Below are 26965 nucleotides of genomic sequence, written 5' to 3'. Positions count from 1 at the left end.
TTGTTGTGTGAGAGTTGTAATTTTATTTAGTTCCGAACTTTTTGTTTGGGGAAACAATAAGTTAGTACTACAAATAAGGAGCACTAATAAAAAACAGTAAATGCGTTGGTAAGGCATAGTAAAATTTAAGATGACTGTAATTTAAGGATAAATCAAATTGTTTTTTAAGGCAAATTTTACCAAACTAATCGTGTTTTTAGCTTTTAATTTTTTTAGAATATTTTTTCGATGCGTTTCTACGGTATTCGAACTGATAAAAAGTTTTTCAGAGATTTCTTTACTACTGTATTCTAATGCTATCAAAGTGATGATTTCTATTTCCCGACATGTTAATTGATATTCGTGACTAATGATTGTATTACTTGGTTTTGTGCTTTTTTGTGTTGCTGATAAAAAAATGGTTTCTCTAACCTGATTACAAAAGTATTCTTCACCAGTACTTACAACTTGTAGTGCTTCAACAATATTATCTCCGGCGCATTGCTTGGTCAAATAGCCGCTAGCACCTAATTTCATGACTTCTTGGATTAATTTAATATCGTCATAAGTAGAAAGTACAATTACTTTGCACGGAAAACCTTTTTTAGAAAATTCTTTGAGTACTTCAATACCATCTTTTTCAGGCATACTGATGTCTAAAACTAAAATATCCGTTGCATTGTTAGTAACTTCTTCATAAAGTGCAGTTCCTTTTAAAGAAAAGCCTACCACATTAAAGTTAGGAATTGAATTCAATAAAGTACGCATACCATCAATTAGTACTTTGTGATCGTCGGCTAGATGAATTCGTATGGTGGTTTTCATAGTTAGATTCTAATATTTCCAAATGTATAAAAAAAATAACACAAAAAAACCCGAATTTTCATTCGGGTTTCCTTCGCACTAATAAATTAAAATTTATAGGTTTACCTCAATCGGTCCACAGATTTTACAAGATCCTCATCCTTTTTGATCGCTTTATTAGCTAAAACTAAGGCTGCGATAGCAATAATAGGTAGGAACATCCCAATACCTTTCTCAGAAACTACAGGAGCTTCTCCAGATAAATTTAGTGAATGATATAAAAACAATCCTAATAAAATCAAATTTAATATGATATTCAATCTGCCAATAACAAATTGATTTTGTCTTTTTTTATAGGATAAAATGCTTAATATGGATAGAGTGGTACTCAATCCAAACAAAACGGCATAAATTTGGTTTTCCATAAAAAAGTATGATTTGCCCTCACTCAAAGTCCATAAAGGAAATATAAAAGGCAAAACTCCAGTAATTATAAAAGCTATAAATAAATATATTGTTTGAATTCGTTGTATCATTTTCTATTCCTATTGTTTCACAAAAATATATTTTCTTTTTTTAAAATACTATTGTATGATTAAATTTTATTCGTATTATTGCAACATAATACCGTAAGCACTTCATACTGCGGTAAATTCGAAGAAAAAAAACACACCCAATCTTTTCAAGATTCCCCAATTTAATTAAATTCATAGAATATTCATGTTTGATATTTCTGCATTAAAAGTAATGAAGCTTTCTGAGCTTCAACAAATAGCTAAAGCTGCTAAAACAATAAAATTCAACGGTGTAAAAAAAGATGCCTTAATAGCCAGTATTTTGGATTTTCAAAATACGGCTGCATCCTCTACTGTAGTTGAAGAAAAGGTGATGTCGGCAGGAGTTGATGATAAGTCGAAACGAACACGCATTGTTCCCGTAAAAAAACAAGCGACTCCCAAAAAGCCTACTATTTCTACCAATAAAGAAGAACAATTAGAGCAAAATAATGCTGAGAAACTTGATTTTCCTAAGGAAACCATTGCAGATGGAGAATTAAAACAACAAAAAGACGATACATATCAAGAAGTTGTAGCTGAAAAAGCGAAGGTGGTTAAATTTAATAAAGCCACTTACGAAAAGAAAATTGCTTTAAAAAAGAATAAAGAAACTACAGATGAAAATCCTGTTGCTGTAGAAGCAAAACAAGAAGATTCAACTACCGAAATTGTTGCTCCTGCTGCTCCGCAAAAGAAAATCAATCCGAATCAACAAAATAAGCAGAATCCCAATCCAAATCAGAATCAAAACCAAAACCAAAATCCTAATTTTAAAACCAAGAAAAATAATTTTAGAGACTCTGATTTTGAATTTGATGGAATCATAGAAAGCGAAGGTGTTCTTGAAATGATGCCTGATGGTTACGGATTTTTACGTTCTTCTGATTATAATTATTTAGCTTCTCCAGATGATATTTATTTGTCAACATCACAAATTAGATTGTTTGGTTTAAAAACAGGAGATACCGTAAAAGGAGTGGTAAGACCTCCAAAAGAAGGTGAGAAATTTTTCCCTTTAGTTCGTGTACTTAAAATTAACGGACACGATCCACAAGTTGTTAGAGACCGAATTTCATTCGAACATTTAACACCTGTATTTCCATCAGAAAAATTCAAATTAGCCGAAAGAGAAAGTACGATTTCAACTCGAATTATCGATTTGTTTTCTCCAATAGGTAAAGGACAACGTGGTATGATTGTAGCTCAGCCAAAAACGGGTAAAACCATGTTGTTGAAAGAAATAGCCAATGCTATTGCTGCCAATCATCCCGAAGTATATCTTATTGTTCTATTAATTGACGAACGTCCTGAAGAGGTGACTGATATGCAGCGTTCTGTGCGTGGTGAAGTAATTGCTTCAACTTTTGACAGAGAGCCACAAGAGCACGTTAAAATTGCAAATATTGTTCTTGAAAAATCAAAACGTTTGGTAGAATGTGGGCATGACGTAGTAATTCTGTTAGATTCGATTACGCGTTTGGCAAGAGCTTATAATACCGTACAACCTGCTTCAGGAAAAGTATTGAGTGGAGGTGTAGATGCCAATGCGTTGCAAAAACCAAAACGCTTTTTTGGAGCGGCTCGTAATGTAGAAAAAGGGGGTTCTTTGAGTATTATTGCTACAGCCTTGACCGAAACTGGTTCAAAAATGGATGAGGTAATTTTCGAAGAATTCAAAGGAACAGGTAATATGGAATTACAATTGGATAGAAAAATTGCTAACAAACGTATCTTCCCGGCTATTGATTTGACTTCATCAAGCACCAGAAGAGACGACTTGCTTCTTGATAAAGATACGCTACAAAGAATGTGGATTATGAGAAAATACCTTTCTGATATGAATCCGGTTGAAGCGATGGAATTTATCAATGATAGATTTAGAAAAACCAGAAATAATGAGGAGTTTTTGATTTCGATGAATGATTAAAAGAGAATAGAAGAAAGAATAAAGAGAAAAGATAAAAATTGCATAAAAAAAATCCTCGAGGATATCGAGGATTTTTTTATGCAATTTTAGGAAGTCTAAAATCTATGTTCTTTATTCTATTTTCTTTTCTCTAGCTTCTTCTTTTTTCTCTTTTACTAGATTTTCTTTGCGTTCCATCAAAGCCATGTAAAATCCATCAAAACCAGATTCTGAGGCTAGGATTTTATGGTCTTTTATAAAAGTGAATTGTTTTCCAATATCAGTAGTTAAAAAACGGGCTACTTGTTCTTGATTTTCCGAAGGAAGAATAGAACAGGTTGCGTAAACCAGTTTTCCACCTGGTTTTACAATTTTAGAATAGCTTTCTAAAACTTCCGATTGTACTTTTCGAATATTATCAATAAATTCAGGCTTCAATTTCCACTTGGCATCTGGATTTCTTTTTAAAACACCTAAACCACTACAAGGTGCATCAATCAATACACGATCGGCTTTTTCATGCAGTTTTTTGATCACTTTTGTGGTGTCAATAATGCGGTATTCAATGTTGAAGGCACCATCACGTTTGGCTCTTAATTTTAATTGCTTCAATTTACTTTCGTATAAATCCATTGCAATTAATTGTCCTTTGTTTTCCATTAAGGCCGCCATGTGCAATGTTTTTCCACCAGCACCAGCACAAGTATCTACCACTCGCATTCCTGGTTTAACATCAAGAAAAGCCGCAACTAATTGGGAGTTGGCATCCTGAACTTCAAAAAAACCTTGTTTGAAAGCATCGGTCATGAAAACATTTGCTCGTTCTTTTAAAACCAAAGCATCTGGTTGGTCTTTTAGATATTCGGTTTCGATATCTAAATCCATCAAAATAGCTCTTAAAGCTTCTTTAGTTGTTTTTAAAGTATTAGTTCTAAGGATTACTTTTGCAGGTTGATTTTGAGCAGCAATTTCTTTAGCCCAAACTTGTTCGCCTAATTCTTTTACACCTAATTCGTCCATCCAGTCTGGAATAGATTCTTTAAGTGCTCTGTTTTTTGAAAGTTCATCAAAACGTCCTTTAATTTTTCTTTCAGGAGTTCCTTCCAGTTGGCGCCAATCAGGAATTGGGTATCCTCTTAAAACAGCCCAAACCGAAAACATTCTCCACAGGTTATCTCTGTCAAAAGGTTCTTTTACTTCGGCAATTTCTGAATATAATCTTTTCCAACGAACAATTTCGTATATGGTTTCAGCGACAAATTTCCTGTCAGAACTTCCCCAACGCTTGTCTTTTTTTAGTGCTCTTGCAACTACTTTGTCTGCGTATTCTCCTTCGTTAAATATTGCATTTAGAGAATCGATAGTAGTATATACTAAGTTTCTGTGTAATCTCATTTTAATTATTTGAACTGCAAAGGTACTATTAATTGATTTGAAAGTTAAATTAAAATTTCGATTCTGTAAAAATGATTTTAATATTATTTAAGGTTGTTTTAAGAAGACTAATTTACTGAGATTATTTTGAAAAAAATTACCGCAAATTCGAAAATTACACTAACAGTAACTGTACTTCTAAATTTGCGAATTTGCGGTAAAAAGGATAGTTTACTTTCTTAAAAACGCATTTTTCATTTTAATTTCTCTTTGAAAAAATCAATCGTTCTTGTCCAGGCTAAAGTGGCCGCTTTTTCATCATACCGCGGTGTGGTATTATTATGAAATCCGTGATTGATATTTGGATAAATATGAGCTGTATTTGGAACTTTATTTCGATTTAGAATAACTTCAAAAGCAGGCCAGCCTTCGTTTACTCTAATGTCTAAGCCCGCATATTGTAACAATAAAGGAGTCTTAATTTGAGCGGCTTCTTCGGCAGTGGGCTGTCCACCATAAAAGGGAACAGCAGCGTTTAATGTTGGTATTTTAACCGCCATCAAATTAGCAATCCATCCACCAAAACAAAAACCAACAACTCCAATGTGACCATTACAATCAGGATGATTTTTTAAATAATGGTAAGCTGCTATAAAATCTTCGAGCATTTCGTATCGGTCTCTTCTTTTTTGCATTTCTCGGCCTTCATCATCATTTCCTGGATAACCGCCTAACGGAGTTAAAGCATCAGGAGCCAAACTGATAAAACCTTCTACGGCAGTACGGCGGCCTACATCTTCGATGTATGGATTCAAACCACGGTTTTCATGTACTACAATTACTCCAGGTAATTTTTTGTTGTTTTTGCTGGGTTTAGAAAGTAAACCTTTGATTTTTCCTCCTCCTTTTGGCGATTCAAAAGTAATATAATCGGAATCAATTCTGGGATCATCTTGTTTTATGAGTAAGGTATTTGCATAGTCGGGAGTAATAAAACTTAACAAGGAAGGCAGTGTAAGTGTTCCAACTGCAAATACCGAAAGTTTTTCGATAAACTGTCTTCTTTCAATTTTGTTATGAGCGTAATCATCGTACAAGTCAAATATTTCCTGACTTATATCTTCTTTGGTTAATTTTTTCATAATGGGAATCAATTGGTTTTCAGGATAGTTTAAATATACTTATTTATTTGATAATTTTTGGAACAAAAAAAAGCTCCCGAAATAGGAGCTATGGCAGATTGAAATTATAGTTAATTATCTTTTTGTATTATCCAATTTTGGAGGATTAAGATAGTTTTTAAAGAAACTATAAAGTGTATTGAGATGAGGTGCAGTTTGCGGAATAGCGTGTCCTTTTCCATAATTGATTAGGGTAGTTGTTGGAACACCTAGACGGTCTAATTTATTTTTTAAATGAATAATTTGATCTTCATAATAAGCATCGTCGTCCGTATTATAAAAAAATAGAGTAGGAGCTGTCGTTTTGGTTTCAACCAAATAAGAAGAGCAGCTATAGAATCGTTGATTGCAATGATGTCTTCGTTTATTTTAAGAGCCTTGGCATTGGTGTTTTTGGAATAATTCAGTTCGATAACCCGATAGCCTTCGGCAAGCAGCCAATTCACATCTTTTTTAATGCTATTTCGACCAATTTTTTTAATAGCAAGATTTTTTAAATACACTACTGTTAAGTAATTCCCATTGAAATCTTTAATTGGATTTTTAGATTCGGTTGTTGTGTATTCAATAGTTCCACCCGTAACTTTACTTGTCCATTTTCCACAGGCTGCCCATGAATTTAAAGTTGCCAGAAGACTGAAAAAGAGTATAAAAATATGTTTTCTTGAAGAAGAGATAGAGAGGTATTTCATTTTTTTCTTGTTTCGAGCAATAATTTTTATAGTTACAAAAATAACTTTTTAAAGTTTGATTTGGATAGGAATGAGAAATTTGAAATTAAGATTGATATTGTTTTAGTATTTCTTTTTCAATTAGCTAGTAGCTTCCATAACCATTTCATAATATTAGCTCGCACTTTAATTTGTATTTTTGCTCTTATATCTAAAATTTTATCATGAAAAAAATATTTTTGCTTTTTGCAACAGTTACAATTTTAAATGTTTATGGACAACAAAGACCCAAATTAGTAGTAGGAATTGTTGTGGACCAAATGAAGATGGAATACCTCTATCGCTTCTCAGATGATTTTTCAGCTAATGGTTTTCACCGATTGATGAATGACGGTTATGTTTTCCACAACACTCATTTTAATTATATGCCTACTTACACTGGACCAGGTCACGCATCTATTTACACAGGTGCTACACCAGCCGTCCATGGAATTGTGGGGAATAATTGGTTTGATAGATCTACGGGAAAATCTAGATATTGTACTGATGATGCATCTGTTTCTATTTTAGGTACGGGAGATTTAGCCGAAGGGAGAATGTCTCCGCTTAATTTAGAAACCACCACCGTTACTGACGAATTGCGTTTGGCAACTAATTTTAAAGGAAAAGTCATTGGAATTAGTGTTAAGGACAGAGGGGCGATACTTCCAGCTGGACATTTTGCTAACTGGGCATTTTGGTTAAGCGATTCAGGAAATTTTATCTCCAGTACTTTTTATGGAAAACAATTACCAAATTGGGTTTCTCAATTCAATGCTAAGAAACAGTATGAAAGCTATTTGAATAAAGATTGGTCTTTGTTAAAACCAGAATCAGTTTATGATAAGAGTTTAGCTGATGATAATCCGTATGAAGGGCTTTTGTATGGAAGTAAAAAACCTGTTTTTCCATATAATTTAAAAGAAATGTATGCAAATAAAGGAGCTAAGGTAATAAAATCAACACCTTTTGGGAATGATATAGTAGCTGATTTTGCAAAAGAAACTATTGCTAATGAAGAGCTGGGTATGGATTCAAACACCGATTTTTTAGCTGTTAGTTTTTCGTCAACCGATTATATTGGACATTTAACAGGGCCACGTTCCAGAGAGGTTCAGGATACTTATTTGCGTTTAGACGAAACTATAGCTGATTTTCTGTCTTATTTGGATAAAAAAGTAGGTAAGGACAATTATTTATTGTTTTTAACTTCCGATCATGCTGCAGCTGAAAATGTGAATTTTTTAAGAGACAATAAATATGCAGTAGCATCTGTAGATTATAAAGATTTATCGAATAAGTTGCATGAATTTTCTAAAACTAATTTTGGGGCTGATTTAGTGTTGAATTATTCGAACTACAATGTTTTTTTCGATAAAAAGCAAATTCAGGAAAAAGGACTTTCTTTGGATAAAGTAAAATTAGCTTTCAAGGAGTATTTAACGAAATTGCCACAAGTAAAACGTGTTTACACTGAGGAAGAAATTATTGCAGCAGGCAATTCAGATTATTTTTTAAATTATGTAGTAAATGGTTATGATTCCAAACAAAATGGTGAGTTAGTTATTCTGAATAAGCCAGGTTACATAGAGCACGAAGGAACTGGAACTTCTCATGGTACACCTTATAATTATGATACGCATGTACCATTGTTGTTTTATGGCTGGAATATCAAAAAAGGGGAATCTTTTGATAAAAAAGTAATTACCCAAATTGCACCAACAATTGCTCAGAAAATTAAAATTGATTTTCCAAATGGCACAGATGCCAATGTGTTGACAGAGATTTTAGGCAACTAAAGAATATAAAAAAGGGACTTTAATTAAGTCCCTTTTTTTGGTTTGAATTTATTGTTTAGCTACCGAAGCAGGTAATGGAATTTGATTTTTTAATAAATCTTCAAAGGTTTCATGAGCTCTAATTAAATGTCCTTCGCCATTAATCCACAATACTTCAGCTGGTTTGTATCTTGAATTATAGTTGGAAGACATAGAGTAGCAATAAGCTCCAGCGTTTCTGAAACAAAGAATATCTCCTTCGGCAATTTCCTGAATTCTTCGATTGCTTGCAAAAGTATCTGTCTCGCAAATATACCCTACTACTGAGTAAAAACGCTCTTTTCCTTTTGGATTCGAAATATTTTCAATAAAGTGTGATGAACCATAAAACATAGGACGAATTAAATGATTGAATCCAGAATCAATTCCTGCAAAAACAGTAGATGTTGTTTGTTTTACTACGTTTACTTTTGCTAAGAAGAAACCTGCTTCACTCACTAAAAATTTTCCTGGTTCGAAAATTAAAGTCAATTCTTTGCCGTATTCTTCACAGAAAGCATTGAATCTTTTTGATAATTTTTTACCTAATTCTTCAATATCCGTTTCGATATCGTCTTTTTTATATGGTACTTTAAATCCGCTACCAAAATCTAAGAATTCCAGATTTTTGAAATTTCTAGCTGCATCAAATAAGATTTCGGCTGCATACAAGAATACTTCGATATCTAAAATATCAGATCCAGTGTGCATGTGAATACCCACGATGTTCATTTTTGTATTTTCAACAATACGCACTAAATGCGGAAGTTGGTGTACTGAAATACCAAATTTACTATCAATATGTCCTACTGAAATGTTTTCGTTTCCACCCGCCATAACGTGAGGATTGATACGAATACAAACAGGAACTGTTGGATGTTTTGTGCCAAATTGTTCAAGAATAGAAAGGTTATCAATATTAATTTGAACTCCTAAAGCGTGTACTTCCTCGATTTCTTCAAGAGAAACACCGTTTGGCGTAAAAAATATTTGATCAGGAGAATATCCAGCGTGAAGTCCTAGTTGTACTTCTTGAATAGAAACAGCATCCAAACAAGATCCTAAATCCCTCAACAATTGCAGAATGGCAACGTTAGACAACGCCTTCATAGCATAATTGATACGTAGTTTTTCTACTTTAGAAAAAGCTTTCGTTAATCTCTCGTATTGTGATTTTATTTTCTCGGCATCGTATACATATAACGGACTGCCAAATTGATCTGCTAATTGAAGTAAGTCTTTTGATTGCATTGTTATTATTTTTACACAAATTTATTATTCTTTATCGATACCACAATAGATAAATACAAAACTAACAAATTGTAACAAATTGTTTTAAAATAAACATACAACGTTGTAATTATTATTTTTTGAACAAAAGTTAAGTCGCTTTTAGAAAAAAAAAGGCTATCTGAAATTGCTTTCGGATAGCCTTTTTAAAATTTATTGATTTCTACAATGGAGGTAAATCTCCACCTTCTTTAGTAGGAAGGTTTGTAGTTCCCATTAAGTATAAATCTACTTCCCTGGCAGCCTCACGGCCTTCAGAGATTGCCCAAACAATTAATGATTGTCCTCTTCTCATATCTCCCGCAGTAAATATGTTAGGAACATTTGTTTGGTAATTGTTCGCTTTGTAATTACTTCTAAAATCAGTTTCTAAGCCTAATTGTTCAGCTAAAGTTTTTTCAGGACCTGTAAATCCTAAAGCTAATAAAGCTAAATCACATGGCCATGTTTTTTCAGAACCAGCAATTTCTATTAATTCAGGACGTTGTCCAGGAACCATTTTCCATTCTACATTTACTGTTTTAAGAGCGATTAATTTACCATTAGCATCTTTTACAAATTCTTTAGTATTTATTAACCAGTTTCTTTCACATCCTTCTTTGTGAGAAGTAGATGTTTTTAACTGTAACGGCCAGAAAGGCCAAGGAGTAGATTCGCTTCTTCCTACTGGAGGTTTTGGCATAATCTCAAAGTTAGTTACTGATTTTGCACCGTGACGGTTAGATGTACCCACACAGTCGGATCCTGTATCTCCACCACCAATAACGATTACATCTTTTCCAGTAGCTAAAATTTGGTTTTGTATTTTTTCTCCAAAAACGACCTTAGTTTGTTGTGTTAAGAAATCCATTGCTTGAACTACACCATCTGCATCAGCACCTGGAGTAGGTAAGCTTCTTCTTTCTGTAGCACCACCACAAAGAACAATAGAATCAAAAGCTTTTAAATCATTAATTTCGTAGTTAACACCAACATTAGTGTTTACTTTGAAAGTGATGCCTTCTGCTTCTAAGATAGCCACACGTCTGTCGATAATTTCTTTTTCTAATTTGAAATTAGGAATTCCGTAACGTAACAATCCTCCAATAGCATTGTCTCTTTCAAAAACAGTTACTGTGTGACCAGCTCTGTTTAACTGTTGTGCAGCTGCTAAACCTGCAGGGCCTGAACCAACAACAGCAACAGTTTTTCCTGTTCTTACTTTTGGTGGTTGAGGTTTAATCCATCCTTCTGCAAAGGCACGCTCCACAATATTTTTTTCTATGTTTTCTATAGAAATTGGTTCATTAATAATTCCCAATACACATGCTTTTTCACATGGTGCAGGACATAAACGTCCTGTAAATTCAGGGAAGTTATTTGTTGAATGTAGTATCCAAGAAGCTTTTTGCCATTCACCTTGGTGAACCATGTGGTTGAAATCAGGGATTAAATTCCCTAATGGGCATCCACTGTGGCAAAATGGAATTCCACAATCCATACAACGTGATCCTTGTTTTGTAATTTCAGCTTCACTCAAAGGAACTGTAAATTCTTTATAATGTCCTACACGCTCTTGAACTGCTGTGTATGATTCATCTTTTCTTTCGAATTCTTTAAAACCTGTTACTTTTCCCATTGTATTATGCTGTTAATTCTTCTACCATTTGTACCTCAGTTTCCAAACGCTTTAATGCTTTTTTGTATTCTGTAGGCATTACTTTTACAAAATTCTCTAAGCTTGTATTCCAATTATTTAATAATTCGATACCTTTTGTACTACTAGTGTAGTCTACGTGTCTTTCTATTAAATGTTTCAATTCATCAGCTTCGTTTCCTTCAACTGTCTCAAATTCGATTGTTTCAGTATTACATAAGCCATTTTTGAATTTGTTTTCAGGATCATAGATATAAGCGATACCACCACTCATACCTGCTGCAAAGTTTCTTCCAGTTTTACCTAGTACAACTACTTTTCCACCAGTCATGTACTCACAACCATGATCTCCCACACCTTCAACAACTGCTGTAGCTCCTGAGTTACGAACCGCAAAACGCTCTCCTGCAATACCGTTGATGAAAGCTTCGCCTTCAATAGCTCCAAATAAACAAACGTTACCTACGATAATATTCTCTGAGGCAACAAAAGTAGCTTTTGCTGGTTTTTTGATGATTAATTTAGCTCCAGATAAACCTTTACCTAAATAATCGTTAGTGTTTCCTTCAACAGTAAAAGTCAATCCGTGTGCACTAAATGCTCCTAAACTCTGACCTGCAGAACCTGTGAAATTAATGTTTAAAGTGTCTTCTGGTAGGCCTAAGTGTCCGTATATTTTAGAAATCTCGTTACTAACAATAGCGCCCACTGAACGGTCGGTATTTTTAATAGGATATTCTAAAGTCATTTTTTCTTTTCTGTACAAAGCACGGTGAGAATCTTTTAAGATTTGGAAATCCATTACGTTGTCTAATCCGTGATCTTGTTTCTCTGTATTACGAACTGTTTTGTATTTATAAGCATCTGGCCTGTGTAAGATAGATGATAAATCTAAACCTCTGGCTTTATAATGTGTTATCGCTTTGTTAGAGTTGATTTTGTGAGTTTGTCCCACCATCTCTTCTAAAGTTCTAAAACCTAGTTGTGCCATGATACCTCTTAATTCTTCTGCCACATAGTAGAAGAAGTTAATTACGTGCTCAGGAGTTCCTTTAAAGTTTTTACGTAATTCTTTATCTTGGGTAGCAATACCTACTGGGCAAGTATTCAAGTGACACTTACGCATCATGATACATCCAGAAGCAACAAGAGGAGCGGTTGCAAAACCAAATTCTTCAGCACCTAATAAAGCAGCGATTGCTACGTCACGTCCAGTTTTTAACTGTCCGTCACATTCTACAACAATACGGCTTCTTAGGTTGTTTAATACTAAAGTTTGTTGTGCTTCAGCTAATCCAAGTTCCCAAGGAAGACCTGCGTGTTTCAATGAAGTTAATGGAGAAGCTCCAGTACCACCATCATAACCAGCAATTAATACAACGTCAGCTTTTGCTTTAGCAACACCTGCAGCAATTGTTCCAACACCAACTTCAGAAACTAATTTCACGTTGATACGTGCTTCTCTGTTAGCGTTTTTCAAATCGAAGATTAATTGTGCTAAATCCTCAATAGAGTAAATATCGTGGTGAGGCGGCGGCGAAATCAATCCTACGAAAGGAGTAGAGTTACGAGCCGATGCAATCCAAGGTAATACTTTTTCACCCGGTAATTGTCCACCTTCTCCAGGTTTTGCACCTTGAGCCATTTTAATTTGAATCTCTTTTGCACTAGATAAGTAGTGAGAAGTTACTCCAAAACGTCCAGAAGCTACTTGTTTGATAGCCGAGTTACGACTGTCTCCGTTAACATCTGGTTGAAAACGAGTTCTGTCTTCTCCACCTTCACCTGAATTGGATTTTCCTCCAATACGGTTCATAGCGATAGCCAAATTCTCGTGAGCTTCTCGAGAAATAGATCCGTAAGACATCGCACCCGTTTTGAAACGTTTTACAATTTCAGTCCATGGTTCTACTTCGTCTAATGGAATAGGGTCTAGGTTGTCAAATTCGAATAATCCACGAATAGTCATTAAATTTTTAGCCTGATCGTTTACTGTTTTAGCATAAACATCATAACTATCTTGATCGCTTAAACGTACTGCTTGCTGCAATTTAGCAATAGTAGTAGGGTTGAACATATGTCTTTCACCGTTACGTCTCCATCTGTATTCACCTCCAATGTTTAATCCTAAACGGTTTGGAACTAATACATCAGGATATGCATATTGGTATCTTTCGTTAATTTCTTTTTCAATTTCGTACAGTCCAATACCTTCAATTCTTGAAGCAGTGTACGGGAAGTATTTTTGAACAAATTTAGAGCTGAAACCTACAATTTCGAAAATTTGAGAACCTCTGTACGAGTGTAAAGTAGAAATTCCAATTTTGTTCATGATTTTTAAAATTCCTGAACCAATTGCTTTGTTGAAGTTATCAACTGCTTTTTGTTCGCTAATTCCAGTGATGAATCCTTCTTGTACTTGTACACGAATGATTTCGTTAACCATGTAAGGGTTAATTGCACTTGCTCCGTAACCAAATAATGTAGCAAAGTGGTGTGGTTCACGCGGTTCAGCTGATTCGATAATAATATCAAAATAAGAACGTTTGCGTAAACGGTTCATTTGGTGGTGAACATAAGAACAAGCTAATAAAGCAGGGATAGGAGCAAACTCTTTATTTACACCTCTATCCGATAAGATAATGATGTTAGTTCCTCTGTCAACTGCTTTGGTGATTTGAGTGATAATGTCTTCTAACGCATTTTCTAAACCATTTAAACCTTTATCTTTTGTATATAAAATTTCAATAGTTTCTGCTTTGAAATTATCGATATCAATGTTTCTGATTTTTTCTAAGTCATCGTTAGAAATAACCGGATTTTGAATTCTTAATTTTCTACATTGTTTACTGGAAATATCAAAAATATTTCTGTCTTGTCCCAATGCTAAACTAATGTCAGTTACAATTTCTTCACGAATACCATCCAATGGTGGGTTAGTTACCTGAGCAAATAATTGTTTGAAATAGTTAGGGATTAGTTGTGGTCTATCAGATAAAACGGCAAGAGGAGTATCTATACCCATAGAACCCAAAGCTTCTTTTCCAGCTTGAGCCATTGGCGTAATCATATCTTGAATATCCTCTAAAGTATAGTTGAATAAACGCTCTCTAGTTTTTAAATCGATAGTTTCGATTGGACAAACTTTAGTTGTTGTAGGAACGTCTTTTAAGTTCAAACGGTATTGATTTAACCATTCTTGATACGGTCTTTCAGAAACAATTTTGCTTTTGATTTCCTCATCATTAATGATACGTCCTTTGTTCATGTCTACTAAGAACATTTTCCCTGGCTCTAATCTACCGTGGCTTTCTACATCTTCTGGATCAACAGTTACAACACCAATTTCTGATGCCATAATCAATTTACCGCTTTTAGTCACAGTATAACGAGAAGGTCTTAAACCGTTACGGTCTAATAATGCTCCTACATAATCTCCGTCAGAGAAAGGTACAGAAGCTGGTCCATCCCATGGTTCCATGATACAAGCATTGTATTCGTAGAATGCTTTTCTTTCGTCAGACATGGTTTTATGTTTCTCCCATGCTTCAGGAATCATCATCATCATTACTTCAGGCAATGATCTTCCAGTATGTGTAAGTAATTCAACTACCATATCCATAGAAGCTGAATCTGATTTTCCAGGTAAAATAATAGGGAATAATTTCTCTATTTGTGGTCCAAAGACATCACTTTTCATGATTTCTTCCCGCACACGCATTCTGCTTACGTTACCTCTTAAAGTATTAATTTCCCCGTTTTGACACATGTATCTAAATGGTTGCGCTAATTCCCAAGTAGGCATTGTATTCGTAGAGAAACGTTGGTGAACTAACGCTAAACGAGTAACTAAATCCGTTTGTTGTAAGTCAGTATAATATGGCCCAATATCTTCGGGCATAATGATACCTTTATATATTAAGGTAGTAGTAGATAAACTTGGTAAGTAAAAGTATGAACTTTGAGATATTTTAGAATTCGCAATGGTGTGTTCTGTAATTTTACGGGCAGCGTATAATTTAGCTTTGAATGTAGCTTCGTCAATAACTTCACTTTTACCAACAAAAACTTGTTCTATAGTAGGTTCAGAAGCTAAGGCAATTTCACCTAATTGACTAGAATCAACAGGAACTTCTCTCCATCCTAGAACAGTAAGTCCTTGATTTTTAATTTCTTTTTCAAATATGTCTTTACAAAAAACGTATTGATTTTGGATTTTTGGTAAAAATACCATTCCAACAGCATATTCACGTGCAGCAGGTAGTTTGAAATCACAAACTCTATTGAAGTATTCGTGTGGAATGTCAATCAAAAGTCCAGCTCCATCTCCCGTTTTTCCGTCAGCACTTACACCACCACGGTGTTCTAATTTTACTAGAATTTCTAATGCGTCGTGTATAATTTGATTTGTCTTCTCCCCTTTAAGGTTGCAAATAAAACCAGCTCCACAGTTTTCATGCTCGAATTCTGGCAAATAAAGGCCTTGTTCTTTAAGTTTCATGCTTGATAATTTTTTCTACAAAAATAGATATTTCATTAAATATAATCCATCGATTTGGACTATTATAAGCCACTTTTACAGGAATAATAGAAAAATGTATTATAAATAATAATAATTGCATTATTTGTGCTATGTATTAACAAATCGTTAAAATACCTTCGTTTTTAGGGTGTTAATTTGAAAATTATTTCTGATTTTTTTAAATTCCTAATTGTTATATTCAATATAAAATGCACTGTTCATTCTTTTTTTTGCTGTAAAATCTTTTTTTCAATGAAAAAATGAACGCAAAAGCATCTTTTTTTAACTTTATTTATAAGATATTTTAAATCGTTAAAAAGATTGCGGATTTTAGTTCATTTTTGCTACTTTTGTCGCACTCATATTTTGAAATAAATTCAGAATCCAGACAAATTCTATATTATGAACATACACGAATATCAAGGAAAAGAGATTTTAGCAAGCTACGGAGTTCGCATTCAACGCGGAATCGTTGCTAATAATGCGGTAGAAGCTGTTGCTGCTGCAAAACAATTAACTACCGAAACTGGAACAAGTTGGTACGTTGTAAAAGCACAAGTTCACGCTGGTGGACGTGGTAAAGGTGGCGGGGTTAAACTGGCTAAAAATTTACAACAAGTAGAAGAAATTGCTGGGCAAATTATTGGAATGCAACTAGTAACTCCTCAAACTTCTGCTGAAGGGAAAAAGGTGCACAAAGTTTTAATTGCTGAGGATGTTTACTATCCTGGAGAATCTGAAACTTCTGAGTTTTATGTTTCCGTTTTATTGAACAGAGGAACAGGTCGCAACATGATTATGTATTCTACTGAAGGTGGAATGGATATTGAAGAAGTGGCTGAACACACACCTCATTTAATTTTTACTGAAGAAATTGATCCTAATGTAGGATTACAAGGTTTTCAAGCAAGAAGAATTGCTTTTAACTTAGGCCTTTCTGGAAATGCTTTTAAAGAAATGGTGAAGTTCATCGATGCATTGTACAAAGCTTACATTGGTTCTGATGCTTCTATGTTTGAAATCAACCCAGTTTTAAAAACATCTGATAATAAAATTTTAGCTGTTGATGCTAAAGTAAATATTGACGACAATGCATTATACAGACAAAAAGCTTATGCAGAAATGCGTGATATTCTTGAAGAAAATGCAATTGAAGTTGAAGCTAAAGAAGTAGGATTGAATTATGTAGATCTTGACGGTACTGTAGGTTGTATGGTAAACGGAGCAGGTCTTGCAATGGCAACTATGGATTTAATTAAATATGCAGGTTTTGAACCAGCTAACTTCCTTGACGTAGGAGGAACTGCTGATGCTAAACGTGTTGAAACGGCTTTCCGTATTATCTTAAAAGATCCAAATGTAAAAGCTATTTTGATTAACATTTTTGGAGGAATCGTTCGTTGTGACCGTGTTGCTCAAGGTGTTGTAGATGCTTACAAAAACATGGGAGATGCTATTAAAGTACCAATCATTGTACGTTTGCAAGGAACAAATGCTGAAATTGCAAAAGAATTAATTGATAATTCTGGTATGCCAATTTTATCTGCAGTTCAATTTCAAGAAGCTGCTGACCAAGTAAAAGCGGCTCTTTCTTAATTAAGAATCAGGCTAATATATTAAAATCCTGTTCGCCGCGGCGAACAGGATTTTTTGTTTCTATTCAATTCTAGTTGGTTATCAATCTTTGTATTAATTTAATATTAATTGGATAATTGTTACTTTTTTTTAGTGATTTGCGTGTTTTTATGCGATTAATGAAATTTTAATGATTCATTTTTATAAGGCTCTTATTTTTTATACAGATAGTTTTTGTACCTCGTAAAAAAAGAAAAACAAGCTCTTTTATGATTAGGTTAAGTAATTGTTTTTGTGGTTTTTATGTTGGAAGTCTGTAGTAATTTTGACCTGTAATTAAAAACAAAGAAATCATGAAAAAATTATTTTTATCTGTTATCGTTACTTTATTTATGAGTACAGCATTTGCTGCAGGTAAGTCTCCTAATACAGCAAAAAATTTAGATGAGACTTACAGAGAATTAACTAAACTATTGAATACCTATCCTAACTTAGGAGGATTAGACCAAGACGTTGTGGTAAAAGTGAGAATTGCAATCAATGAAAATCACGAAATTGTGGTGATGAGTACTAATACTACTAACGAAGATTTGAATTACTACATCAAAAATACTTTAAACTATCAAAAACTATTAGCAGACGAATTAGAAGTTGGAAAAGGACTTGTTTTTCTAGTTAAGTTTACCAAGTAGGACAAAGTACATTAAGCAAAAAAATCCCGATCTCATTTTAAAAGAGATTGGGATTTTTCATTTTAGAGCAATTTATAATTGAATTATTCCTGATTATTAGGCTGTTTTGGCTATTTTGAATAAATTTTTTTCTTCGTAGCTCTCATTTTTTTGCGAATACCAAAATTTTAGTTAATTTTTTTTATCATGCTGTTATTTTTTATTCTTTAAATTTTTTTAAATCGTAAATCACACTGTATCAAGTGTTTATTTATTTTTTAAATCATTGTTTTTGCTACTTTTACAATGAAATCTGATACAATTTAATTCTAATTAAAAATTAAGAAATCATGAGAAAATTAATTTTATCCGTTGTTGTTACACTATTTTTAACAACAGCATTTGCAGCTGAGAAGTCAAAAGACAATCCAACAGGAACGCTTAATGAGACTTACAAAGAGATAACAAAATTGCTTAATAATTATCCAACATTTAGTGGTTTAGACCAAGATGTTTTGGTAAAAGTGAGAATTGCAATAAATGAGAATCATGAAATTGTGGTAATGAGTACTAACACTAGTAATGAAAGTTTGAACTATTATATTAAAAATACGTTGAACTATCGAAAACTATCAACTAGCGAATTAGAAGCAGGAAGAGGACTTGTTTTTCTAGTTAAGTTTACTAAATAAGGGCTATACATTAAACTAATAATCCCGATTTCGATTAAACGATATCGGGATTTTTTTGTTCTCTATGTAAAAGAAATAAAACTTTTAAACTTAAGATTTTTTTCCTTTTCCGTTGTTGAATTTCACTTTTTCTACAACTTGAACTTTAGGAGCTGTTTTGGAATTACTTTTCTTAAAAGGTTTTTTAGCAGCAGTACCCGATTTTGAAGGTTTTTGATCTCCTCTTCCTTTTTCTTCATCTTTTGCACTAGCTTTAAATTCAGTACGTTCTTTAGAACCGTCTTTTTTTGGAATTTCCGCTTTGTGTTTTGCTAAAACATCATTTGGATTTTTTGGATTTTCTTTAGTTCCACGCAAATGAATAACCAAAGCATTCAAGAAATTGCGTAAAACCTGATCTCCACATTCTACATAATTAGGGTGTTTTTCATCACGGAAAAAAGCACCTAATTCTGATTTTGAAATTCTGAAATCAACTAATTCCAATATTTCTACTATTTGGTCATCACGAAGCATCAAGGCCACGCGTAATTTTTTAAAGATATCGTTGTTTGTCATTTTTGTATTTTTTACAAATGTACGTTATTCTAGCATTAGCTAATCATTTTCGTTTTGGTATTGATTAAGGATTTTAATTATTTTGTCTAAATCTTTCTTTTTATGATTGGCTGTAATGATAATGCGATTCAAATAATCTGTTTCTGAAGTGTACTTGAAATTGGTTATAATAATTTTATTCGACGCTAAAATAGTATTGATATTTTCGATTTTAGGGTAAATAACGGGGTAGTTTTTGTCAAACAGAATGTTTGTATTTGGAAGTAATTTCGAATCAATGTAACTCAAGTTTTCTTTCAGTTTTTTATTTTGTTTCCAGTAAATTTTCTCAGCATCGGCTAAAGTTTGTACAAAAGCGGGATTCATTCCAGCACTCGAAACAAAAATATCATTTGCCTTAATTTTAGTAATGAAATCAGTATCGCTGGCAATTACTCCTCCTGATAAACCCATAGCTTTTCCTAAAGAAGAAACCATGATTTTTCGTTTAATATTAGGCTGAGTTATTGTCGAAAAAATTCCGCTACCATTTGTACCTAAAATTCCAAGTGAATGCGATTCATCGATAACCAATGTAATTTCTTTATGATTTGGAATTTGTTCCAAAACAGAAAAATCGGCTGCTGTAACAGCATTGGAAGTAACAGCATCACTTAAGATGGTGATTTTTTCGAGTTTGTTATCCAATAATCGAGGATTTAATTCCTCATTTATAAGAAACGGAATACTATCTGGATAATTAATGGCAACATGCGTGTCTGGAAAATGATAAAAAACCGTTGTTTCTGATTGTAATGTTTCAAGAACTAATTTACCAGCTAACATTCCGGAAGATACAGTAAGTGCGGATTCGGATTGGATAAATTTAGCCAGGAAAGTTTCTCCTTTCTCGTAAGCGGTTAGTTTGATATTGGCATTTCTGGAACTGCCATAAGCCGTTCCCCAGCGAGCAATATTTTTAAAGAGTATTTTTTGGAATTTTTTATTTGGCGGTAAGCCTAAATAGGCTGTTCCGCCAAAATATAGGTATTTTTCTCCATCGATTTTTAAAACCCGATCCGGGAATTCAGTTACTTTCATCAATTATTATTTTAAAACAACTCCAGTTCCATTCAATGCAGAATAGCCAATTTTTCCATTTTGTATTTGTACTCCGCTCGCAATATCTTCTGAAAGAAGCAAGGCACCGTCCATATCAACATAATCCAGTTGTGGTAATAAATGCGCAATTGCGGAAATTCCAACAGATGATTCCGTCATGCAACCCACCATGGTTTTTAATCCTAGTTTTTTAGCTTGTTCAATCATTCTTCGGGCAGGAGTTAAGCCTCCACATTTTACCAATTTGATATTCACGCCATGAAAATGATTGTAACATTTGGAAATATCTTGTTCAATAATGCAGCTTTCGTCAGCAATAATAGGTAAAACCGAATGTTTGAAAACAACTTCATGTCCTTTCCAGTCGTCCGCTTTTAGTGGTTGTTCCAGAAATTCGACACCTAGTTTTTTTAGTTCCACAGCATTATTTAGTGTTTCCTCTATTTCCCAACCGCAATTAGCATCAATTCTAAAAATAGCATCGGTATGTTCTCTTAATGCTTTTACAATGGCAATATCATCGCTGGTACCTAATTTTATTTTATAAATCGGCCATGGTAATTCTTTCATTTTAGCGACCATTTTATCGATAGAATCAATTCCGATGGTGTAATTAGTCAAAGGGTTTCTTTCAATGTTATACTCCCAAAGTTCGTGTAGTTTTTTGCCTTTTTGTCGAGCATATAAATCGGTGTAAGCCATATCCAGCGCACAAAGGGCAAACATATCATGTTTTAAATAAGGATAGACTTTTGCCCAGAAATCTTCGGGAGTTTCCCCTTCTGTTGATTCTATAAGCGTTTGTATTGCTTCTAAATCCTGTTTCATCGTTGGAACACTTATGTTGTAATAAGGATTTGAAGTTGCTTCGCCATATCCAGAGAATCCACCACTTTTTAATTGTACTATTAAAGAAGGTTGGGTATCAATTGACTCTCTGGATATTGTAAAAGTGTGCCTCAGTTTTAGCTCGTATTCTCTAATAATCAATTCCATAATAGTTGACTTTTATGATAAAATTAAGCTATAAAAATGAATATTTTTTGATGCAGATGAAGAATTTTGATTTTCTGATTTTTCTTATCTCATTTTAAATATATAATAAAAAAGTGTAGCCATAAAAGTGTTTTCTTTAAAATGAATATTTTTATTCTAAGTATTCATAAATCAAAAAGTTAATTTTTTATCATTTTTTCTCTTTTCAGACTATTTTAAGATAGAAAAAAAATGTGATTTTTCAATTAAATTGTTTAATTGCACCTTTTTCTTTGGGTTATTATCATAAAAAATGATAATTTAGCTAAAATTATTTATGATATGGATACTTGTGAAGAAAAAAAGAAATTGCTTCTAGAGATGATTGCCTATGCGACTGTAGATGGTCAATTAAGTAAAAAAGGCTATGATTTTTTATTTCTAATAGCCAATGAATTGAATTATGAAAAAGGAGGATTTATTGATTTATTAAGTCAAGAACTGCCAGTACTACCTGATAATAGGAAATTAAGTCGAATCAAACAATTTTATCAGTTGGTTGTCTTTTTTCAAAATGATGGTATTTTATACAAGCAAGATCCAGACTTAATTGTTCATATCGCAATTAGTATGGGATTGGATACAGATGCTATTAGATATTTATTGAAAAAGGTGAAAAACGCACCTAATACAGTGATTTCTGATGACGTTTTATGGGATATTTTCAATGAAGAATCGGATTACTAAGCGAGTTGTTCTTGTAGTTTTTTAATTTCATCACGCAATTTTGCAGCCTGCATAAAGTCGAGTTCTTTTGCGGCTTTTTCCATTGATTTACGCTTTTCCCGAATGCGTTTGTCAATTTCATCTTTCGATAAATATTCGTTTACTGGTTCTGCGGCAGTATTCAAAGTATGACCCAGTTCGTATTCTACCAAAGGATTTTTGGTAAAAGCACTGTCGATTTTCTTATTCAATGCCTGTGGAACAATATTATTAGCCGTATTATAATTGATCTGTTTTGTTCGGCGATAATTGGTTTCATCAATAGTTTTTTGCATGCTTGCCGTAATTTTGTCGGCATACATAATCGCTTTTCCATTTAAGTTTCTCGCCGCACGACCAATTGTTTGTGTCAATGAACGATGCGAACGCAGGAATCCTTCTTTATCTGCATCTAAAATTGCTACAAGTGAAACTTCAGGTAAATCCAATCCTTCACGCAATAAGTTTACTCCAATTAAGACATCAAAAATTCCTTTTCGTAAATCCTGCATAATTTCGATGCGTTCCAAAGTATCCACATCAGAATGAATGTAACGGCAACGAATATTCACTTTAGTTAAATATTTCGCTAATTCTTCGGCCATTCTTTTGGTTAAGGTAGTGACCAAAACACGTTCGTCTAACTCACAACGTTGCTGAATTTCTTCAATTAAATCATCAATTTGATTCAAACTTGGACGAATTTCGATAATAGGATCTAATAACCCCGTTGGACGAATCACTTGTTCCACGACAACACCTTCGGTTTTTTGCAATTCGTAATCAGCAGGTGTTGCTGACACATAAATGACTTGGTTTTGCATGGCTTCAAATTCGTCAAATTTCAACGGACGATTGTCCATTGCTGCGGGAAGTCTAAAACCGTATTCCACCAAATTTTCTTTTCGGCTTCTGTCACCACCGTACATGGCGTGAACCTGAGAAAGTGTTACGTGACTTTCGTCAACCACCATCAAATAATCTTTTGGAAAATAATCCAACAAACAAAACGGTCTTGTTCCAGCTTGTCTACCATCTAGGTAACGAGAATAATTTTCGATACCAGAACAATAACCCAATTCCCGAATCATTTCTAAGTCGAAATTGGTTCTTTCTTCCAGTCTTTTGGCTTCCAGATGTTTGCCTATTTCTTTAAAATAATCGACTTGCTTGACCAAATCTTGTTGGATTTCCCAAATAGCACCTTGCAGTACATCTGGCGAAGTCACAAACATATTAGCTGGATAAATAGTCAGTTTTTCAAATCTTTCAATGACTTGAGACGTTTTTACATCAAAGCTTTCAATCTCTTCGATTTCGTCACCAAAAAAGTGGATTCTATACGCATCATCGGCATAGCTTGGGTAAATTTCCACCGTGTCGCCTTTAATTCTGAAATTTCCAGGAGTAAAATCGGCTTCGGTTCTGGAATATAAACTTTGTACTAAACTATGAAGTAATTTGGTTCTGGAGATTTCTTGTTCTCGTTGTATTTCAATAACATTTTTTTGAAATTCCACTGGATTTCCAATACCGTACAAACAAGAAACGGAAGCCACCACCAGAATGTCTCTTCGTCCTGAAAGTAGGGAAGAAGTAGTGCTCAAACGCATCTTTTCCAGCTCTTCGTTGATGGATAAATCTTTTTCGATGAAAACTCCTGTAACAGGCATAAAAGCTTCAGGCTGGTAATAATCGTAATAAGAAACGAAATATTCCACTGCATTGTTTGGGAAAAACTGTTTGAACTCCGAATACAATTGCGCTGCCAGAGTTTTGTTGTGAGCCAAAACCAATGTAGGTCTTTGCACTTCCTGAATGACATTAGCCACCGTAAATGTTTTTCCCGAACCCGTAACTCCTAACAGTGTTTGGAATTTATCACCATCAATAATGCCTTGCGTTAATTTTTCAATAGCTTGAGGCTGGTCTCCTTTAGGTTGGTAATCAGATACGACTTGGAAATTCATTTGTTTTTCTATTGCAAAGTTGGAAGTTGCAAAGTTACAAAGTTTATCACCAATTCAATCTAAAGGAAAAGCTAAAGAATTGCTGTGTTTTAATGCGTTTTATTTTCAGGTTTTAAAAATATTGACCGCAAATTCGCAAATTATTTTTTATTTTCGAAGTCTCTAAATTTGCGAATTTGCGGTGGATTTTTTTTTTTTTTTTTCAACCTTGCAGACTTTTAGTCTATCAAATCAAATTTATGGACTTTAAGTAGATAGTAGTTTAATAGCGAATAAAAAAACACAGTCGCTTTATTAAAAAATAAAACGACTGTGTAAAGTTTTAAAACGCTGAATGTTTCGGTTACAATTTGACTATTTGATAGGTTTTACCTTTGGATGTTTTAAATGAAGTTTGGTAACCATTGTCCGTTTTTTGTGAAACAACATTCGTGTTTTTGATTGTTACAGGAACATTTGTAACCAAGATACATTCGGCACCATTTAATGATTTTATAGATGCATCGTTCAACTTTTGGTTACTCCAATTCATGTCTATTTCAAATCCGCCTCGTGCAATTAGACCTTTTACCTGACCTTCACTCCATACTTTTGGTAAGGCTGGTAATAATTGAATGTAATTGGCTTGACTTTGTAAAAGCATTTCCGCCATACCAGCCGTACCAGCAAAGTTTCCGTCAATTTGGAAGGGCGGATGTGCATCAAAAAAGTTAGGATACGTTCCTCCAGCACCATTATTTTTCTTAGAAGGATCAACATAATTGAGTAATTGTCTGATCAACGAATAAGCATGATCGCCATCCTGTAATCTTGCCCACCAGTTAATTTTCCATCCTTTGCTCCATCCTGTTCCTTCGTCTCCGCGAACTTCAAGAGATTTTTTGGCAGCATTAAAAAAGTCAGTGGTCAAAGGAGTGATTTCTCTTCCGGGATGCAAACCAAATAGGTGAGAGGCATGACGGTGATGAATATCCGTTTCTTCAAAATCTTTGTACCATTCCATCAATGTTCCGTTTTTGCCAATTTGTAAAGGATACAGTTTAGCTCGTTTTGCAATTAAACGGTCTCGAAAAGCTTTGTCGGTATCTAATATTTCTGATGCTTCAATCAAATTATTAAATAAATTTCTAATAATCGACATATCCATCGTGGTAGCAACCGAAACTGATTGTTCTTTGCCTTTACTGTCTTTGAATTTATTTTCAGGAGAAGTAGAAGGTGCGGTAACCAAATAGCCGTTTTTGTCTTCGACTAACCAGTCTAATGAAAATAGAGCTGCCTCTTTCATCACTGGATAGGCTTTTTCAGCCAAGAATTTTTTATCTCCTGTAAAACGGTAATGCTCATAAAGATGTTGTGTGAGCCAGTTTCCACCCATCCACCAGTTTGCCCAAACAGGATCACCCTCGCCTTTATCGCCCACAGGATTACTCAATGCCCAAAGATCCGAATTGTGGTGTGCTACCCAGCCATTGGCATTATAAAATTCGCGTGCGGTAATTTTTCCAGTTTTAGCCAGGCTTTGAATCCAATCTAAAAGCGGCTGGTGCATTTCAGAAAGATTTGTTACTTCAGCTGGCCAATAATTCATTTGGGTATTAATGTTAATGGTGTAATTGGAACTCCATGGCGCACGAAGTTCTTTGTTCCAAATTCCCTGTAAATTAGCTGGAGGTCCACCTGGACGCGAAGAAGAAATTAGCAAATATCTTCCGTACTGAAAATATAAAGTTTCTATTTCAGGATCATAAGCACCATTAGAATAGGCTTTCAGTCGTTCGTTAGAAGGTAATTTTGTTTTAGTCGGATTGTTTATGGTATCTTTTACAGCAAAAGAAACTCGGTCAAAATAGTGTCTAAAATCAGCAAGATGTTTTTTGTATAATTGAGCGTATGTTTTTTTTACCGCTTTATTGATTATATCGGATGCAATCTTATTTTCATCTTTTCCATCCTTATCTGGACATTTATCAAATCCGTTAAAACTAGTAGCTGCCGAAATGTAAAGTACCACTTCGCTGGCATTTTTAATTTCAATTCCCGAATTAGTTGTTGCAACACTTCCATCTTTGTTAACCGCTTTGATACGATATTGGTAACGCATACCATCACATCCATTAGGATCATCGTAGATAATTGGTTCTTTGCCTTCTGGATTATAATAGGACGGATTTACATTTGCAGGAGCTTTTCCACTAATAATAAGTTCATTATTTTCTTTAGTTGATGTGTTGTATTTTAATTGACTTTTGGCTGAAATACCAAAAGTAAGTGCTCCTTTTTTGCTTGCCGAAATTCGAACCAATAGTACATTGTCGGGTGCTGAAGTGAAAATTTCCCGAGTATATTCAACACCATTAATCGTGAATTTTGTGGTTGCAATTGCATTTTGAATATCCAAATCACGATAGTAAGCCGTAGGTTTTGTATTATTGAAATCCTGTTTGATAAGAATATCGCCTAAAGGCAAATAGGATTGCGAATACAAACCTTGCATTTTTTTGGTGAGTAAGTTGGCTTTCGTATAACCTTCCTCTTTTAGTAAGGCTTCCCTAATTTTTGGCAAGTAGTTTTTTGATTCTGGGTTGACGTTGGTTTTTACAGGACCACCGCTCCATAAAGTACTTTCGTTCAGTTGCAACAGTTCTTCTTCAACGCCACCAAATACCATTGCTCCAATTTTTCCATTTCCTACAGGCAATGCTTCAACCCATTTTTCCGAAGGTTTGTCATACCATAATTTCAGGTCTTGTGTATTTGAATTGCTTTGGGCTTCACAAAAAGAAGTAAATAGCATTTGAACAGCTATAAAAGAAACAATTTTCAGCTGATTTGGTTTTGTTTTGTAAAAAATGGGCATAAAAAAGGTTTGGTTTTTAATA

19 protein-coding genes are annotated in these 26965 nt (G+C 34.0%); 6 read left to right on the top strand and 13 right to left on the bottom strand.

Features of this window, described 5'->3' with window-relative positions:
* Positions 1-141: 141 nt before the first annotated feature.
* Positions 142-804: a response regulator gene (locus AAGV28_RS02390; protein WP_373405230.1), complete on the bottom strand. Its 663-nt coding sequence runs from the start codon at positions 802-804 to the stop codon at positions 142-144.
* Positions 805-905: 101 nt separating this feature from the next.
* Positions 906-1319 carry a DUF4293 domain-containing protein gene (locus AAGV28_RS02385; RefSeq protein WP_373405229.1) on the bottom strand — a complete coding sequence of 138 codons (414 nt, stop codon included), beginning with the start codon at positions 1317-1319 and terminating at the stop codon, positions 906-908.
* Between the two features lie 184 nt (positions 1320-1503).
* On the opposite strand from AAGV28_RS02385, the gene rho reads away from it, so the two are divergent.
* Positions 1504-3267 carry a transcription termination factor Rho gene (gene rho, locus AAGV28_RS02380; RefSeq protein WP_373405228.1) on the top strand — a complete coding sequence of 588 codons (1764 nt, stop codon included), beginning with the start codon at positions 1504-1506 and terminating at the stop codon, positions 3265-3267.
* Between the two features lie 111 nt (positions 3268-3378).
* On the opposite strand, the gene AAGV28_RS02375 is transcribed toward rho, so the two are convergent.
* The 3 genes from AAGV28_RS02375 to AAGV28_RS02365 form a co-directional block, all read right to left on the bottom strand.
* Complete coding sequence (locus AAGV28_RS02375; protein ID WP_373405227.1) at positions 3379-4641, bottom strand: RsmB/NOP family class I SAM-dependent RNA methyltransferase; 1263 nt, start codon at positions 4639-4641, stop codon at positions 3379-3381.
* A 233-nt stretch (positions 4642-4874) separates the two neighbouring features.
* Complete coding sequence (locus AAGV28_RS02370; protein ID WP_373405226.1) at positions 4875-5762, bottom strand: dienelactone hydrolase family protein; 888 nt, start codon at positions 5760-5762, stop codon at positions 4875-4877.
* Between the two features lie 269 nt (positions 5763-6031).
* A complete protein-coding gene (locus AAGV28_RS02365) occupies positions 6032-6493 on the bottom strand; it encodes a hypothetical protein (protein WP_373405225.1) in 462 nt (153 codons plus the stop codon).
* 203 nt (positions 6494-6696) lie between these two features.
* Between AAGV28_RS02365 and pafA the strand changes: the two genes are divergently transcribed.
* Positions 6697-8310: an alkaline phosphatase PafA gene (pafA, locus tag AAGV28_RS02360; protein ID WP_373405224.1), complete on the top strand. Its 1614-nt coding sequence runs from the start codon at positions 6697-6699 to the stop codon at positions 8308-8310.
* 48 nt (positions 8311-8358) lie between these two features.
* Here the strand turns inward: pafA and lysA are convergent, their stop codons facing one another.
* From lysA to gltB, 3 genes are all read right to left on the bottom strand, one after another.
* Positions 8359-9579 (bottom strand): diaminopimelate decarboxylase, encoded by a 1221-nt coding sequence (lysA, locus tag AAGV28_RS02355; RefSeq protein ID WP_373405223.1) that lies wholly within the window; start codon positions 9577-9579, stop codon positions 8359-8361.
* Between the two features lie 202 nt (positions 9580-9781).
* Complete coding sequence (locus AAGV28_RS02350) at positions 9782-11236, bottom strand: glutamate synthase subunit beta (protein WP_373405222.1); 1455 nt, start codon at positions 11234-11236, stop codon at positions 9782-9784.
* Between the two features lie 4 nt (positions 11237-11240).
* Positions 11241-15755 carry a glutamate synthase large subunit gene (gltB, locus tag AAGV28_RS02345; protein ID WP_373405221.1) on the bottom strand — a complete coding sequence of 1505 codons (4515 nt, stop codon included), beginning with the start codon at positions 15753-15755 and terminating at the stop codon, positions 11241-11243.
* A gap of 423 nt (positions 15756-16178) precedes the next feature.
* Between gltB and sucC the strand changes: the two genes are divergently transcribed.
* The 3 genes from sucC to AAGV28_RS02330 all read left to right on the top strand — a co-directional run bounded on the left by sucC (position 16179) and on the right by AAGV28_RS02330 (position 18714).
* A complete protein-coding gene (sucC, locus tag AAGV28_RS02340) occupies positions 16179-17372 on the top strand; it encodes an ADP-forming succinate--CoA ligase subunit beta (protein WP_373405220.1) in 1194 nt (397 codons plus the stop codon).
* 332 nt (positions 17373-17704) lie between these two features.
* On the top strand, positions 17705-18043 hold the full coding sequence (locus tag AAGV28_RS02335) for a hypothetical protein (protein ID WP_373405219.1): 339 nt from the start codon (positions 17705-17707) through the stop codon (positions 18041-18043).
* 329 nt (positions 18044-18372) lie between these two features.
* Positions 18373-18714, top strand: coding sequence for a hypothetical protein (locus AAGV28_RS02330; RefSeq protein WP_373405218.1), 342 nt, complete (start codon positions 18373-18375; stop codon positions 18712-18714).
* A gap of 90 nt (positions 18715-18804) precedes the next feature.
* On the opposite strand, the gene AAGV28_RS02325 is transcribed toward AAGV28_RS02330, so the two are convergent.
* From AAGV28_RS02325 to AAGV28_RS02315, 3 genes are read right to left on the bottom strand one after another with little or no spacing between them, the layout of a single operon-like run.
* Positions 18805-19272 (bottom strand): DUF1456 family protein, encoded by a 468-nt coding sequence (locus AAGV28_RS02325; protein ID WP_373405217.1) that lies wholly within the window; start codon positions 19270-19272, stop codon positions 18805-18807.
* Between the two features lie 39 nt (positions 19273-19311).
* Positions 19312-20352 carry an aminotransferase class I/II-fold pyridoxal phosphate-dependent enzyme gene (locus AAGV28_RS02320; RefSeq protein ID WP_373405216.1) on the bottom strand — a complete coding sequence of 347 codons (1041 nt, stop codon included), beginning with the start codon at positions 20350-20352 and terminating at the stop codon, positions 19312-19314.
* A 6-nt stretch (positions 20353-20358) separates the two neighbouring features.
* Positions 20359-21369: a dipeptide epimerase gene (locus tag AAGV28_RS02315; protein WP_373405215.1), complete on the bottom strand. Its 1011-nt coding sequence runs from the start codon at positions 21367-21369 to the stop codon at positions 20359-20361.
* A gap of 321 nt (positions 21370-21690) precedes the next feature.
* On the opposite strand from AAGV28_RS02315, the gene AAGV28_RS02310 reads away from it, so the two are divergent.
* Positions 21691-22095: an excinuclease ABC subunit B gene (locus AAGV28_RS02310; RefSeq protein ID WP_373405214.1), complete on the top strand. Its 405-nt coding sequence runs from the start codon at positions 21691-21693 to the stop codon at positions 22093-22095.
* Here AAGV28_RS02310 and uvrB read toward each other — a convergent pair.
* Positions 22092-24083, bottom strand: coding sequence for an excinuclease ABC subunit UvrB (gene uvrB / locus AAGV28_RS02305; RefSeq protein WP_373405213.1), 1992 nt, complete (start codon positions 24081-24083; stop codon positions 22092-22094). The two genes, AAGV28_RS02310 and uvrB, sit on opposite strands and share 4 nt — an antisense overlap.
* Positions 24084-24426: 343 nt before the next feature.
* On the bottom strand, positions 24427-26943 hold the full coding sequence (locus AAGV28_RS02300; RefSeq protein ID WP_373405212.1) for a glycoside hydrolase family 95 protein: 2517 nt from the start codon (positions 26941-26943) through the stop codon (positions 24427-24429).
* Positions 26944-26965 lie beyond the last annotated feature (22 nt).

The sequence above is a fragment of the Flavobacterium zubiriense genome (genome assembly GCF_041729725.1).
Lineage (GTDB): Bacteria > Bacteroidota > Bacteroidia > Flavobacteriales > Flavobacteriaceae > Flavobacterium > Flavobacterium zubiriense.
The sequence above is the reverse complement of the archived record's forward strand: the minus strand, read 5'-3'. Positions and strand labels throughout refer to the sequence as shown.